The 14763-nt window shown below is 72.9% G+C and carries 11 protein-coding genes; 4 read left to right on the forward strand and 7 right to left on the reverse strand.

From position 1 onward, the window contains the following. Positions 1 to 5 precede the first annotated feature (5 nt). Positions 6 to 1562 (reverse strand): pyridoxal phosphate-dependent decarboxylase family protein, encoded by a 1557-nt coding sequence (locus tag ACGFIG_RS28915; RefSeq protein WP_393008229.1) that lies wholly within the window; start codon positions 1560 to 1562, stop codon positions 6 to 8. Positions 1563 to 1872: 310 nt separating this feature from the next. Between ACGFIG_RS28915 and ACGFIG_RS28920 the strand changes: the two genes are divergently transcribed. Next, entirely contained in the window at positions 1873 to 3954 is a 2082-nt protein-coding gene (locus ACGFIG_RS28920; RefSeq protein ID WP_393008231.1) for a penicillin acylase family protein, read from the forward strand. Between the two features lie 76 nt (positions 3955 to 4030). Here the strand turns inward: ACGFIG_RS28920 and ACGFIG_RS28925 are convergent, their stop codons facing one another. Both ACGFIG_RS28925 and ACGFIG_RS28930 read right to left on the reverse strand, forming a co-directional pair. Then, positions 4031 to 5485 (reverse strand): cellulase family glycosylhydrolase, encoded by a 1455-nt coding sequence (locus tag ACGFIG_RS28925; protein ID WP_393008233.1) that lies wholly within the window; start codon positions 5483 to 5485, stop codon positions 4031 to 4033. Between the two features lie 282 nt (positions 5486 to 5767). Beyond that, complete coding sequence (locus ACGFIG_RS28930) at positions 5768 to 7003, reverse strand: S8 family peptidase (RefSeq protein WP_393008235.1); 1236 nt, start codon at positions 7001 to 7003, stop codon at positions 5768 to 5770. Positions 7004 to 7271: 268 nt separating this feature from the next. Between ACGFIG_RS28930 and ACGFIG_RS28935 the strand changes: the two genes are divergently transcribed. Both ACGFIG_RS28935 and ACGFIG_RS28940 read left to right on the forward strand, forming a co-directional pair. Further along, positions 7272 to 8372 carry a cellulose binding domain-containing protein gene (locus ACGFIG_RS28935; RefSeq protein ID WP_393008237.1) on the forward strand — a complete coding sequence of 367 codons (1101 nt, stop codon included), beginning with the start codon at positions 7272 to 7274 and terminating at the stop codon, positions 8370 to 8372. A 482-nt stretch (positions 8373 to 8854) separates the two neighbouring features. Next, entirely contained in the window at positions 8855 to 9721 is an 867-nt protein-coding gene (locus tag ACGFIG_RS28940) for a hypothetical protein (RefSeq protein WP_393008239.1), read from the forward strand. 178 nt (positions 9722 to 9899) lie between these two features. On the opposite strand, the gene ACGFIG_RS28945 is transcribed toward ACGFIG_RS28940, so the two are convergent. Together ACGFIG_RS28945 and ACGFIG_RS28950 are read right to left on the reverse strand one after the other, a co-directional pair. Further along, the gene (locus ACGFIG_RS28945) at positions 9900 to 11540 is read right to left on the reverse strand and encodes an MDR family MFS transporter (protein ID WP_393008241.1); all 1641 of its coding nucleotides are present in this window, start codon (positions 11538 to 11540) and stop codon (positions 9900 to 9902) included. Continuing rightward, the gene (locus tag ACGFIG_RS28950) at positions 11537 to 12001 is read right to left on the reverse strand and encodes a MarR family winged helix-turn-helix transcriptional regulator (RefSeq protein ID WP_393008243.1); all 465 of its coding nucleotides are present in this window, start codon (positions 11999 to 12001) and stop codon (positions 11537 to 11539) included. Before ACGFIG_RS28950 ends, ACGFIG_RS28945 begins: the two co-directional genes overlap by 4 nt. Before the next feature lie 112 nt (positions 12002 to 12113). On the opposite strand from ACGFIG_RS28950, the gene ACGFIG_RS28955 reads away from it, so the two are divergent. Then, positions 12114 to 12722: a TetR/AcrR family transcriptional regulator gene (locus ACGFIG_RS28955; RefSeq protein WP_393008245.1), complete on the forward strand. Its 609-nt coding sequence runs from the start codon at positions 12114 to 12116 to the stop codon at positions 12720 to 12722. 64 nt (positions 12723 to 12786) lie between these two features. Here the strand turns inward: ACGFIG_RS28955 and ACGFIG_RS28960 are convergent, their stop codons facing one another. Both ACGFIG_RS28960 and ACGFIG_RS28965 read right to left on the reverse strand, forming a co-directional pair. Beyond that, positions 12787 to 14058, reverse strand: a complete 1272-nt coding sequence (locus ACGFIG_RS28960; RefSeq protein ID WP_393008247.1) for a hypothetical protein — start codon at positions 14056 to 14058, stop codon at positions 12787 to 12789. Continuing rightward, positions 14051 to 14590: an RNA polymerase sigma factor gene (locus ACGFIG_RS28965; RefSeq protein ID WP_393008249.1), complete on the reverse strand. Its 540-nt coding sequence runs from the start codon at positions 14588 to 14590 to the stop codon at positions 14051 to 14053. The genes ACGFIG_RS28960 and ACGFIG_RS28965 overlap by 8 nt, the downstream gene beginning before the upstream one ends. Positions 14591 to 14763 lie beyond the last annotated feature (173 nt).

The raw sequence follows: 14763 nt of genomic DNA on the forward strand, positions 1-14763 counted from the left end.
GATCGTCAGCCGACGGGGCAGGACAGCTCGACGGTGGCCCTGGTCTGCGCGTACCAGCCGGCGTGTTCGGCGACGAGGTCGAGGACGTGGGCGATGTCGTCCAGCGTGGTCTCGGGGTTGAGCAGGGTGATCTTGAGGTAGTGCGCGCCGTCGACCTTGGTGCCGGCGACGAGGCCGGCGCCGGAGGCCGCCAGCGCCTCGCGGGCGTACAGGTTGGCGTCGTCGACGACCTCCCGTCCGGCGGCGGCCGGCAGGTAGCGGAAGACCACGGTGCTCAGTTGCGAGCGGGTCACCACCTCGAAGCGGGGGTCCTCGGTGAGCAACTGCCACGCGGCGGCGGCGCGGTCGACCACCTCGTCGAAGAGCTCGCCGATCGCGTCCGGCCCCATGATCCGCAGGGTCAGCCAGAGCTTGAGGGCGTCGAAGCGGCGGGTGGTCTGGATGCTCTTGTCGACCTGGTTGGGGATGCGCTGCTCGACCATCCGGGCCGGGTTGAGGTAGTCGGCGTGCCAGGTGGCGTGCCGCAGCACACGCCGGTCGCGTACCAGCAGCGCGCTGGAGCTGACCGGCTGGAAGAACGACTTGTGGTAGTCGACGGTGACCGAGTCGGCCCGCTCGATGCCGTCGAGCAGGTGCCGCCGGGTCGGCGACACCAGCAGCCCGCAGCCGTACGCGGCGTCGACGTGCAGCCACACGCCGGCGGCGGCGCAGATGTCGGCGATCTGCGGCAGCGGGTCGATGGTGCCGAAGTCGGTGGTGCCGCCGGTGGCGACGACGGCCATCACCACCAGCTCCTCCTCCCGGCACCGGGCGATCTCCCGGGCCAGGTCGGCCGTACGCATCCGCCGGTCGGCGTCGGTGGGCACGGTGAGGACGGCCTCGGCGCCGAGGCCGAGCATCTTGGCGGCCTTCTGCACGCTGAAGTGCCCGGCCGCCGAGGTGATGATGCGCAGCCGGGACAGCAGCTCCGGGCGGGACTGCCGCTCGGTGGCCCGGCCGACGAGGTTCGCGCAGGTCTCCTCGCGGGCCAGCAGCATCGCCTGGAGGTTGGACTGGGTGCCGCCGCTGGTGAAGATGCCGTCGGCAGCCGGGCCGAGGCCGATCCGGTCGGTGGTCCAGTCGACGAGCCGGCGTTCGATCAGGGTGCCGCCGGCGCTCTGGTCCCAGGTGTCCAGCGAGGAGTTGACGGCGCTGAGCACCGCCTCCCCGAGCAGCGCGGGGATCACCACCGGGCAGTTGAGGTGCGCCAGGTAGCGGGGGTGGTGGAAGTAGACGGCGTCACGCAGGTAGACGTCGTGCAGTTCGTCGAGGGCGGCGCCGCTGTCGCCCAGTGGCCGGTCCAGGTCGATGCCGGCGATCCGCGGGGCCAGCTCGTCCGGTGTCACGCCGGTGAACGGCCGGTCCACCTCGGCCACCCGGGCCGCCACCCGGCCGATCCCCTCGGTCAGCACCCGCCGGTACTCCTCGACCGTGCCGGCGGTGAACAGGTGGGCGCGGGCACCCTCCGACCCGGGGGTCACTCCGGTCGAAGGCACCTGGACGGTGGGTCCGGGCAGGCTCATGCGGGTCCTCAGCGGTCGGGAATGGACGGACGGGGCAGGATGGCGGGATGTCACCAGCCGCCCGCAGTCGGTGATCGAGCGAGCTTAGGTTACCCTAACCTAAGCTCGTGTCAATATCGCTCCCCACATTGAGCGATATCACTCAACTCGACGCCTCGTCGGCGCCCGGGCGCCCGTCGCCCTGAGCACCAGGGCCGCCCGGTTCCGCTGCACGCACCCGCCAGGTAAGGTCGGCCCCGGTTAGGGGAGGGTAGCCTAAGTTGACATTCCTGTGGCAGGTGGCGCGACCGCCCATTCGCGAGGCACGACGATGACCGGCGTCTATCGTGACCGGTGGGGAATCCCACACCTGCGCGCCGACAGCGCCGACGGGCTCGCCCGGTTGCAGGGGCGGGTCGCGGCCGTCGACCGGACCTGGCAGATCGAAGTGGAACGGTGGCGTTCGGAGGGTCGGCTCGCCGAGCACGTCGGCCCGGCCGAACTGGGCTGGGACGTCTTCGCCCGCCGGGCCCGCCTCGACGACACCGCCCGGCGCTGCTTCGAGCGGCTCGCCCCCGCCACCCGACGGTGGGTGACGGCGTACGTCGACGGGGTGAACGAGGGGCTGGCCGAGGGCGCCGCCGCGGCACCCGAGTTCGCGGCGGTCGGCTGCGTCCCGGGCCGGTGGCGGCCGTGGTCCCCGCTGGGTGTCTTCCTCGTCCAGCACATCCTCTTCTCCACCTTCCCCACCAAGCTGTGGCACGCCCACGTCGCCGCCACCCTCGGCCCGTCGGCGGTCGACCTGTTCGCCGTCGAGGGCCCCGGCGGATCGGGCAGCAACGCGTGGGCCGTGCCCGGTGACCCCGGCACCGAACGGGCGCCGCTCGTCGCCGGCGACCCGCACCGCGTCCTCGAACTGCCCGGCATCTACCAGCAGGTGCGCCTCGCCTGCCCCGAGTTCGACGTGTTCGGCTTCGCCTTCCCCGGCGTCCCCGGCCTCCCCCACTTCGGGCACGCCGGCGACGTCGCCTGGGCCGTCACCAACGCCATGGCCGACTACCAGGACCTCTACCGCGAAGAGTTGCGCCACGACGGCGAACGCGTCCTGGTCCGCGAGGCGGACGGCTGGGTGCCGGCGCACCGGCACGTCGAGCGGATCGAGGTCCGCGGCGGCGAACCCCGGTCCGTCGAAGTGATCGAGACGCCACGCGGGCCCGTCGTCGACCACGACCGGGGCACCGGCGAGGCGATCAGCCTGCGCGTGCCCAGCCGGGTCGAGCAGCGCCTGGGCTTCAACGCGCTGCTGCCGCTGCTGCGGGCCCGCAGCGCCGACGACGTCGCCAACGCCCTGCGCGACTGGGTCGAGCCGGTCAACAGCGTCCTCGTCGCCGACCGGCACGGCACCGTCCACCAACTGGTCGCCGGGCTCGTCCCGCTGCGCGACGAGCGGTGCCGCCGGGAGCCGGTGCCCGGCGCGGATCCGCGGTACCACTGGCACGGCGGCTACGCCGAGCCGCGCCGCAGCACCGTCGACGGGTTCGCCGTCTGCGCCAACGACCGCCGCCCCGACGTGGCGGACCTGGGCAGCGGTTTCGCCCCGCCGCACCGGGCCCGCCGCATCCGTGCCCTGCTCGCCGACGGGGTCCGGGCGGAGGCCGTACACATGGACACCCGGCTGGAGACCGGGGCGCTGCGCGGCGTGCTCGACCGGCTCGACCCCGGCGGCCTCAGCGAGCCGGCGCGGCGCCTGCGGGACCGGCTGACCACGTGGGACGGCCGGATGGGGGCCGAGAGCACCGACGCCGGCGCCTGGGCCGCGTGGCGCGCGGCGCTGGCCCGCCGGCTGTACGACCACCCGTGCCTGCGCCCCCTGCACGAGACCCCCGGCGCGTTCGACGGCCTCTTCGCGCCGTGGACCGACCCGCTGTCGCGCATCGGGCACGCCCTCGACGGGGTGGCCACCGGGCTGCACCGCCTGGGCGGTGAGATCGGCCCGGTGGCGGCCGGCGCGCTCGAGGATGTCGCGGCGGGCGACCCGCCCGGGCCGTGGGGCCGGCGCCACGTACTGCACCCCGTCCACCTCGGCGTGGCGCCGGCCGTCGACGAGGCGGTACGGGCCATGCGCGAGCGGGTCACGCTGGCCGGCGACGGCGACTGCGTGCTCGCCACGTCGAGCGTGCCCGGCGTGTCCGACGCCTGCTGGCGGGGCCCGGTGGCCCGCTACGTGTGGGACCTGACCGACCGCGCGCGGAGCCGCTGGATCGTCCCCTTCGGCGCGTCCGGGCGACCCGGCGACCCGCACTTCGACGACCAACTGCCCCTGTGGGCCGGCGGCGAACTGGTTCCGGTGGTCACCGACTGGCGGGAACTGACCCGGGAACGGCGCGAGTCGGAGCACGCCGCACCGGCCTGAGTGGACGGCCCGGATCGCACCGGAGCGACGCGCGAGGCCCCGCCGGATGCGACGGGGCCTCGCGGGAGCGGGTCGGTCAGGACGTGGGGAAGTTGTCCGGCGTACGGATGCGCTCGCGCAGGAGGGCGCCCGACTGGGTGAGCACGTCCGGGCCGGTGTACGTGCTGCCGGCGCAGGTGCCCGGCCGCAGCGCGGCGCTGCCCTCGGCCTTGTCCGAGTAGGTCCAGTTCGCGTAGCTGATCTTCAGCCGGTCCAGCAGGTCGATCCAGGCGTTGCTGCTGGCGACGTCGACCCCGCCGTCACCGGTGTAGTCCACCGTGCCGAACTCGGTGACGAACAGCGGCAGCCGGGCGGCGGCCCGCTCCACCTCGGCGCGGTAGTTGTCCCGGTGGGACGCGGCGTAGAAGTGGAACGTGTACATGACGTTCGTCGCGTTCACCGGGTTGTTGATGACCTCGTTGGCGTTCGAGCCGTCGGAGACGCCCAGCGAGGACCAGCCCCGGGTGCCGACCACGACGACCGCGTCGGGGTCGTTGGCGCGGATGACCGGGATGACCTGCTCGGCGTAGCTCTTGATGGTCGCCCAGCTGACGCCGTTGGGCTCGTTGGCGATCTCGTAGACGACGTTCTTCTTGGCGGCGTTGCGGGCCGAGACGGCGGCGAAGAACGTCTTGGCCCGGTCGAGGTTGTACATCGGGTCGCCCGGCGTCAGGGTGTGGAAGTCGATCAACGCGTACATGCCGCGCTGCTCGGCCTCGTCGACCAGGGTGTTGACCCGGTTGGTGAACCCGGGCGGGTCGGTCTCGTAGCCGTCCTCCTGCACGTACATGGCGATCCGCAGCAGGTCGGCCCGCCAGTCGTCGGCGAGCGCGTCGAGCGAGGCGTCGTTGAGGCAGTGGGCGAACCACTGGATGCCGTGGCTGCTCATGCCCCGCAGTTGGATCGGCCGGCCGTACTGGTTGCACAGGTTGACCCCGCACACCCGCAGCTGTCCGTTGATCGCGACCGGGGTCTGACCGTCGGGCGGCGGGGTCGTGGGCGGCGGCGTGGTCGGCGGTGGCATGGTCGGCGGCGGGGTCGTGGGCGGCGGCGTGGTCGGCGTGGTCGCGCCGGTGCAGGCGGTGCCGTTCAGGGTGAACGTCGTCGGCGCCGGGTTGGCGCCACTCCAGGTGCCGTTGAACCCGATGCTGGTCGACGCGCCGGACGCCAGCGCGCCGTTCCAGCTCACGTTGCGCGCGGTGACGGCGGCGCCGGTCTGGCTCCAGGTCGCCGACCAGCCCTGGCCGACGCGCTGGCCGGCGTCGGGGAAGGCGAAGCCGAGTGTCCACCCGTCGACCGCGTCGCCCAGGTTCCTGATCGTGATGTTGGCGGTGAAGCCACCGGCCCAGCTGTTGGTGGTGTAGGTGACGGCGCAGCCGGTGGCGGCCTGGGCGTCGGCGGCCGGTACGGCGGCCGAGGCCGCGACGGTCAGCGCGCCGAGGGCGCCGGCCATGAGCAGGGTGCGCCGGGACGGGCGCGGTAGGAACTTCATGCGGGTGCCTTCGCTTCCGATGGGTGGTGGGAGTGCGGCAGCGCGGGGGCGGCGGGACGCCACGTCCGCCCGGACGGGTGCGCAGCTCGTACGCCGGCGGCCCGACGGACGGGAGCGCCAGCCGGGAGGCCCGCGGCACACCCTGCCCACGGGGCCGGGAGCGCTCCCATGACGCAGCCTAGGCGGGCCGGCCCGCCATTCGCAACATGGACGTACGTCGACCTCCACACACGCCGGCCCCGGGACGCGGACGCCCCGGGGCCGGTGTGCCGACGGTGTCGGTCAGAAGGTGGGAGCCAGGTAGAGCAGGCGGTTCGGCGAACCGGTGCCGGGGCTGGTGATCACGTTCGTGGTGGCCTGGCTGACCAGGTACGAGTGCACCTGCGCGGGCGTCCAGCTCGGGTTGACACTGAGCACCCGGGCTGCCGCGCCGGCGACGTGCGGCGAGGCCATCGAGGTGCCGCTGATGGTGTTCGTGGCCGTGTTGCTGGTGTACCAGGCCGACAGGACGCTCACGCCCGGAGCGAACAGGTCGGTGCAGGTGCCCCAGTTGGAGAACGAGGCGCGCGCGTCGTTGCTCTGCGAGGCGTTGACGGTCAGCGCGGTCGGCACCGAGGCCGGCGAGAAGTTGCAGGCGTTGGCGTTCGAGTTGCCGGAGGCCACCGCGTAGGTGATGCCGTCGGCGATCGAGTTCGCGACCGCGGTGTTCAGGGACGTGTTGGTGGAGCCGCCGAGGCTCATGTTCGCCACCGCCGGCTGACCGGCCTGGTGGTTCGAGGTGACCCAGTTGATGCCGGCGATGACCTGCGCCCAGGTACCACTGCCCGAGCAGTTCAGCACCCGGACGGCCACCAGCCGGACGTTCTTGGCCACACCGTAGGTGTCGCCGCCGACGGTGCCCGCGACGTGCGTGCCGTGGCCGTTGCAGTCGGCGGCCGGCAGCGCGTTGTCGATCGCGTCGTAGCCGTCGACGGCCTGGCCGTTGAAGTCGTTGTGGCTGGTCAGGATGCCGGTGTCGATGATGTACGCCGTCACGCCGGTGCCGCTGCTGTTGTAGGTGTAGGTGCGGCTGAGCGGCAGGGCCCGCTGGTCGATGCGGTCCAGGCCCCACGGCGGGTTGTTCTGCGTGGCCGCCAGCGACACGGTGTGGTTCTGCTCGACGTAGGCGACGTCGGGGTGCGCGGCGAGGCGCTTGGCGGCCCGCTCGGACAGCTTCACCTCGAAGCCGTTGAGCGCGTCACCGTAGACGTGCCCGACACTGCCGCCGAAGCGCGCGGCGAGCGAGCCGGCGGTGCTCTTCACCTCGCCCTGGCGGGTGCCGGCGCGGCCCCCGACGCTGGTGTCCTTGAGTACCACGATGTAGCTGTCGGCCACGGCGGTCGCGCCACCGGCACCGCGGATCTCACCGGTGGCCGCGGCCGCCGCCGGTGCGCCGATCATGGTGGTGACCATGGCGGCGCTGGCGAACACGCTGGCCGCAGCGGCGAGGGCACGCCGATGAGTGCGGGGGAATGTCATACCCCGGTCCTCCTACTGTGGTGGCCCGCGGGCGGCTTGTGGCACACCCGACAGGCGGTCTGGACGTTGACCAAAACCTTAGCCAGCACATTCATGATCGTAAATCTTGTTGATGTTCACGATATGAGGACGATGTTGAGAAAAGTATTCGTGAATACCTTGCGTGAGTAAGGATTCCATTGAGAAGCGTCTACTTTCCTGGTTGACTGCGGAGGGAGCACCGGGCCGTCACACATCCGTCTCGACCTGCGACAGGAGTTCCTCCACCATGCTCCGAAGGCCCCTGCTCCACGCCCTGCTCGCCGCCCTGGCGGCGATCCCCCTCGCCCTCGCCGCCGGGCTCACCGCCCCCTCCCCCGCCCTGCCGTCGGCCGCCGCGCCGGTGCGGGTGATGCCGCTGGGCGACTCGATCACCGGCTCGCCCGGCTGCTGGCGCGCCGCGCTCTGGAACCGCCTCCAGTCCACCGGGTACACCGACGTCGACTTCGTCGGCACGCTCGGCCCGCAGGGATGCGGCGAGCCCTACGACGGCGACAACGAGGGCCACGGCGGCTACCTGGTGACCAACGTGGCCAACCAGAACCTGCTGCCGGGGTGGCTCGCCGCCACCCGACCCGACATCGTCCTCATGCACTTCGGCACCAACGACGTGTGGAGCAACATCGCGCCCGCCACGATCCTCGCCGCGTACGGCCGGTTGGTGGAGCAGATGCGCGCCGCCAACCCGGCGACGAAGGTCCTCGTCGCGAAGATCATTCCCATGGCGCCGCCCACGTGCCCCGAGTGCGGCCAACGGGTGACGGCCCTCAACGCCGCGATCGACGGATGGGCGGCGGCGACCACCACCCCGGGCTCGCCGGTGGTGGTGGTCGACCAGTGGACCGGGTTCGACACGGCCACCGACACCTACGACGGCGTGCACCCGAACGCCTCCGGCGACCGGAAGATGGCCGACCGGTGGTACCCGGCCCTGACCGCGGCGCTGGGCGGCGTCACCCCGACGCCGACCGCCACCCCGACGCTCACGCCGACCGGCGGCCCGACGGCCACGCCGACCGCTCCCGCCGCCGGATGCACCGCGAGCTACCGCGTGGTGGGCCAGTGGCAGGGCGGCTTCCAGGGCGAGGTGACGGTACGCAACTCCGGCGCCGCGCCGCTCTCCGGCTGGACCGCCCGCTTCGCCTTCGCCGACGGGCAGCGGGTCACCCAGTCCTGGAACGCCCAGCTGTCGCAGAGCGGGGCCGAGGTCACCGCCCGCAACGTCGACTGGAACGGCGCCCTCGCCCCGGGCGCGCAGGCCACCTTCGGCTTCCTCGCCAGCACCTCGGGCGGCACCGCCGCCGGACCGGCGAGCTGCACGACCCCCTGACGCGGAAGCCACCGGCCGGGCCGGCGAGCTGCACGAATCCCTGACGCGGGAGCCACCGGCCGGACCGGCGCGGTCGGCCCGGAAGTTACGCAGGCTTCCGGGCCGACCGGCGACGGAGACGACAGGCCCGGCCCGACGAGGAGGAGCGGCGTCCCATAGCTCGGTGTCGCCCACATCTCGCCCCTCAGTTTGGTGATCCTCATCACACGCCCGCAACCGGCGGCCGATCCGGCCGAAACCCCGCTGCCACACAACGGAATTCCCTTTCGCCGGCCCGGATCCACGCCCTCGGCAGCACCCCGGCGACCGGGCGTCTCGATACGTACCGATCCGTAACTCGCACGCAGAGTCACGCGCGGCGCCCCCGCCAGCGAGTGACGGTCTCCGCCGGCTCCGCCGCACCCCATCACGGTTTGCGGCGCTCACTACCCTGATCGTTGATCCCGTGCCCGGGCACACGTCGACATCGATAAGGGCTTCACATGAGCGACAGTTACCCTCCGTACGGAGGGCAGCAGCCGGACCCGAACGTCACCCCCTGGAGCGGACCGCCGGCCCCGCAGCAGGGCGGATACCCGGGTTACGGGCAGCCAGCGCAGGCGCCGCAGTTCGGTGCTCCCTTCCCGCCGCCGAAGAAGTCGAACAAGGGTCTGATCATCGGGCTCGTCGCCGGCGCGGTGGTCCTCGTCCTCGCCATCTGCGGTGCCGGCATCGGCCTCATCCTCGTCAGCGGTGACGACGACGAGCCCACCACGGTCACGAGTGCCGCCCCCACCGCGGGCCCCGACGCCACCGGCACCCCCGGCCCGGACGCCTCCCCCACCCCGGACCAGCAGCAGACGCAGGAGCCCAGCAACAACGCGGTGACCGCCCGCTACTCCAGCGACCTGTCCAACGTCTGCGACGGCGGCCAGATCCTGAACGCCGCCCCCTACACCGGCCCGTCCGGCGCCAAGGCGTACACGTTCTCGAACAACCCCGACCGGCTGACCTTCTGGTCGTCGAAGTCGATCGCCTCGAACAAGCCGTACTACGCCAAGAGCGCCGACTTCACGACCGTGTCGGTGGTCGGCTGCCTCAAGTTCGTGGAGGGCAGCGAGGGCGCGCCGAAGAAGTGCCAGTACAAGGACAGCTCCGACAAGCAGGTCACCATCGACTACATCTCGTCGCGCTACACCATGACCTTCTACGCCGCGAAGACCGGCGAGAAGATCGGCGACGGCGGCACCATCAGCGCCCCGGCGGCGCGCTGCCCGAGCTTCATCTCGTACAACAAGACCACCATGCGGTCGTACGCCTCGCCGGACTCCGGCAGCATCGAGGCCGCCCTGGACAAGTTCCTGTCCTGACCGACGCGACGACGGTGGGGAGGGACGCGCGGCGTCCCTCCCCACCGTCGTTCTCCCCTCGGCAGCGGCTGACGGCGTCCCACCGGTGGATGCCGACGCGGTCGTGACGCCGGTGCTCCGACGACCGCGGGGCCGCCCCGTCCGAAGACGGTGCGGCCCCGCGGTCGTTTCCGGCGCGTCAGCGGCGCGCCGGCGTCTCCCGCCCGGCGGCGTCCACCGGCACCTGGTCGAAGGCCGGAGCCCCGTCGACGGCGTCGGCGGCCACGGCCGTCGACCTGGCCGCGTCCGGCAGATCCAGGCTGCTGCGCAGCCCGACCGGCTTCAGCAGGACCGCGGCGATGACGCCGACCACGGCGATCGCGGCGGAGATCAGGAAGATGTGGCCGGTGGCGTCCCCGTACGCCGCACGGACGATCTGCTGGACCACGGCGGGCATGGCGTCGAGGTTGAGGCTGCCGGCTCCGGAGCTGGCGGAGGCGGGGATGCCGGCGGCGGAGAGATCGGCGGTGATCTGGTCGGTGACGCGCCGGGCGAGCACCGCGCCGAGCACCGAGACACCGATCGTGCCGCCGAGCGAGCGGAAGAACGCGACGGTGGAGCTGGCCGCGCCGATGTCCTTCAGCGAGACCGTGTTCTGCACGGCGAGGACGAGGTTCTGCATCGTCATGCCGACCCCGACGCCGACGACGAACATGGCCGCGCCGACCAGCGTCAGCGAGGTCTCGTGGTCGATCGTGCCGAGCAGGGCGAACCCGATGACGAGCACGATCGCGCCGAACACGATGTACGGCTTGATCTTCCCGGTCCTGGTGATCAGCCGGCCGGCGACGATCGACGAGATGAGGACACCGGCCATCATCGGGATGGTGAGCAGGCCGGCCTCCGTCGGGCTGTAGCCGCGCCCGATCTGGAAGTACTGGCCGAGGAAGACGGCGCCGCCGAACATCGCCATGCCGACCGCGAGGCTGCCCAGGATGGCCAGGGCGGTGGTGCGCTGGCGGACGAGGTTGAGCGGGACGACCGGCTCCTCCGCCCGGGCCTCGACCCAGACCGCCAGGGCGAGCAGCGCGAGCGAGCCGCCCACCATGGCGGCGCTCTGCCAGGAGACCCAGGCGAACGAGTCGTCGACGAAGGAGATCCAGATCAGCAGCACGCTGACCCCGGCGGCGATCAGGGACGCACCCAGGTAGTCGATCTTCACGTTCTCGCGGCGGACCGTCGGCAGGCGCAGGGTGGCCTGGAGGAGGACCAGCGCGATGGCGGCGACGGGAACCCCGACGAAGAAGCACCAGCGCCAGCCGAGCCAGGACGTGTCGACGATGAGCCCGCCCAGCAGCGGGCCGCCGACGGTCGCCACCGCCATGACGCCGCCGAGGTAGCCGTTGTACCGGCCGCGCTCCCGGGGCGGGATCATCGCGGCGATGGCGACCTGGACGAGGGCCTGGAGGCCACCGACACCGATGCCCTGGAACGCGCGGGCGCCGATGAGCTGGCCGGCGGTCTGGGCGAACCCGGCGATCACCGAGCCGACCAGGAAGACCACGATGGCGATCTGCACCAGGAGCTTCTTGTTGAACAGGTCGGCGAGCTTGCCCCAGATCGGGGTGGTCGCGGTCGCCGTGAGCAGGGTGGCGGTGACCACCCACGTGTACTGGGTCTGCGACCCGTTCAACGCTCCGATGATCTTCGGCAGCGCCGTCGAGACGACGGTGCCGCTGAGCATCGCGACGAACAGCACCAGCAGCAGGCCGCTGAGTGCCTCCAGCGTCTGCCGGTGGGTCATCGGCGCGTCGTCCGCCGTGGTGGTGGGTGCGCTCATCGCGCGGCCTCCAGGTTGTCGTGGTGTCCGAGGGCGGTCTCGATGTCGCGGGTGAACCGGCCGATCGCGGTGGCGAACGCCGCCACCTCCGCCGGGGTCCAGTCGGCGAGCGCGGTGTCGAGGATCCGGCCGTACCAGTCGTAGGTGTCGGTCAGGGCGGCCTTCCCGGCCGGGGTGACGGTGAGCAGGCTGGCCCGCTTGTCGGCGGGGTCGGCACGCCGCTCGACCAGGCCGTGGGTGACCAGCGTGGCGATGGAGCGGCTGACGGTCGACGGGTCGAGCCCGCTGCGGACCGCCAACTCGCGGGCGTGGCAGTCGGCGGGGAACCTCTCGATCTGCATGAGCAGACCCGCCAGGCCGACCGGCACGCCCGGCCGGACCTCGGCTCGGCGCCGCCTGATCAGCCGGACGCTCCTGGCCAGCTCGGACAACCTCGTACCGAGTTCGCGGCCGTCAGTCACCACGCCCTCCTCTCCCTGTCGCAGATGGTTGCCGCACACAAGCATCTGCCGATCTTGCCCAACGTGCAAGTTTGCGCGACGAGAAGTAAGTCACGCCCCGTAGGCTGTCGCCATGGAGGAGATCACCGGGCTGCGGGAGCGCAAGAAGGCGGCCACCCGCCTCGCCCTGCACGAGGCGGCCCTGCGCCTCGCCACCGAGCACGGGCTCGACCGGGTCACCGTGGAGGCCATCGCCGATGCCGCGAACGTCTCCCGCCGGACGTTCTTCAACTACTTCTCCAGCAAGGAGGCGGCGGTCTTCCACGGTGACGCCGTACGGCTGCGCCGGCTGCTGGAACTCATCCGTCGCCAGCCGCCCGACGCGCCGCCGTGGGAGGCGTTGAGCGGGGCCGCCGAGCGCCTCGCCGTCGAGGCGTACGGCAACGCCCCGCCCTCCTGGCTGCTGCACCGCCGGCAGCTACGCGGGCACCCCGGCCTCGTCGCGCACCAGGTCGCGGCCTACAGCGCCATCGAGCGCGAGCTCGCCGACGACGTCGCCCACCGGCTGACCGGCCCCGACCGTACGCTGCGGTCCCGGGTCCTGGCGGCGACCTTCCTGGCCTCCCTGCGCGTGGCCATCCAGCACTGGATCGACCACCCCGACGGACCGCTGCTCGACGTCCTCCGGATCGCGCTCGCCGAACCCGACCCCGCCGCGTCCGCGCCGCCGCCGGCCGCCTGACGGCCCCGGTGTGGCGGGGCCGCGCCCGTGGCACGGCCCCGCCACGCCGCGGGAGGCGCCGCCGTCAGGGCAGTTCGGGCGGGCTCACGTAGCTCCAGGTGGTCCCGTCGGCCGAACACCACAGACCCGAGGTGTACGGCCAGGTCCGCTGGACGTACCCGCCGCCGTCGGGCACCGGATCCGCCGCGGCCCCCGGCGCGGGGTCCGTCGGGACCAGGCTCAGCCCCGCGTCGCGGCTGGTGAACATCAGCGGGCTGTCGGCGGCGACGACACCGGCCTGGACGAGCAGGGTGCCGTCGGGGCCGACGGAGGCCCGGACCGACCGCTCGCCGACAGTCGCGCCACCCGTGGTGCGTCGCCACGTCCGCCCACCGTCGTCACTGCGGTGCACGACCAGTGCCGCACCGGTACGGCCCACGGCGTAGACGGTGTGGCCGTCCCGCGTCGCGACGTCCAGCGCCACGTCCTCGCCGGCGGTCAGCGCCCCGGTGAAGACGTGCCGGTCCCAGGTACGGCCCCCGTCGCGGCTCACCGCGAGCGCGCTGCCCCGGCCGACGTACCGGCCGTCGACGACCGACTCGTCCGCGTAGCCGCTCACCCAGATGCCCGCCGCCGCCGGAGCGTCGCCGACCAGGGCGGCCTGCTTCAGCCCGGAGGTCTGCGGCACCAGCACGACGTCACCGGTCACCGGGTCCGCCGCCACGATCTCCTCGAATCGGGACCCCAGCCAGTGGTTCACCACCCGCCAGCCCTCGGGCACCCGGTCGGCCGTACGGGGCGTCACCTCCCGCCACCGCTCACCGCCGTCGACGCTCGCGAGCCAGCCCTGACGCATCGGCACCGCCCCGGCGCCGTACTGGTACCGCGCGACCAGGGTCCGCCGACCGGCCGCCGCGACGACGGAAGTCGCGGCACGTGGCAACGGGAGCGGGAAGGTGCGCCAGGTCGCCCCCCGGTCGGCCGTGCCGGCCACCAGCACCACGCAGTCCTCCTCGCGGCAGTCGTGCCACCGCAGGTAGAAGTGGTCGAGGTCGCCCGCGACCATCGGACCGGTACGCACGGTGCGTCCCGCACCGGGGGCGGGGCTCGCGCTGGGCCCGGGCGACGGGACGAAGACCGGTGTCGGGGTGGGGTCGGTGCCGGGCGCCGGCACCGGCGGCTCACCGGCGCGCACAGCGACGGTCGTCGCTGCCGCGACCAGGGTCAACGCAGTCAGCGACAGGGCGGCGGCCTGGTTGCGCCTGCGACGGCGCGCGCGGCGCCGCACCTCGGCGAAGTCGGGCCTGAAGGCCGCCTGGGCGGCCCGGTCGAGACCGGCGAAGTCGAGCTCAGGCATGGCGGGAACCTCCCTTGTCCACGGTGCCCGGCGAGGCGGTCGTCAGGTGGGCGGTGTCGTCGAGGTCGGCGGCGAGGGCGCGGCGGGCCCGGACGAGCCGGGTCTTGACCGCCTCCACCGAACAGCCCAGGGCCGCCGCGACGTCGACGACCGGCAGGTCTGCGATGTGGTAGAGCACCACGGCCTCGCGCGCCGGTCGCGGCAGCCGCTGGAGGGCGGCGACGAGGGCGACGTGGTCGGGCGACAGGCCCGCGCTCCCCCGATCGGGATCGAGCCGGCCGGAGCGGGCCAGCCGCGCGAAGACCGCCGTCCTGCGGTACCGGCTGCGGGCGATGTTCAGGGCGACCGTACGCAGCCACGCCTCCGGATGCTCCAACTCGCCGAACCGGCCGGGCCGGGCGAGTGCCCGTACGAAGGCGTCCTGCACGACGTCCTGGGCCTCCGCGTGGTCGCCGATGATGGCGAACAACTGCGACACCAGCCGCGGCGCCGCGGCGGCGTACAACTCCCGGATCTGTTCCTGGGGCGTCACATCGTCTCCTCCTCCTCGTCCCATGCACCCTTGAGACCAACCAGAGGCCGCCCCGGTGACACCCTCGGCCCGCCGAACCCGGCCGGGGCCCGACCGACACGCGGTTCGGCTTCCCGTCCGCGGGGTCGCTCCCGTCGCCTGCGACAGGCGACCACTTCCACCCGGCGCGGGCG

Origin of the sequence: Micromonospora sp. NPDC049048 (assembly GCF_043197615.1) — a bacterium.
Classification (GTDB): domain Bacteria; phylum Actinomycetota; class Actinomycetes; order Mycobacteriales; family Micromonosporaceae; genus Micromonospora.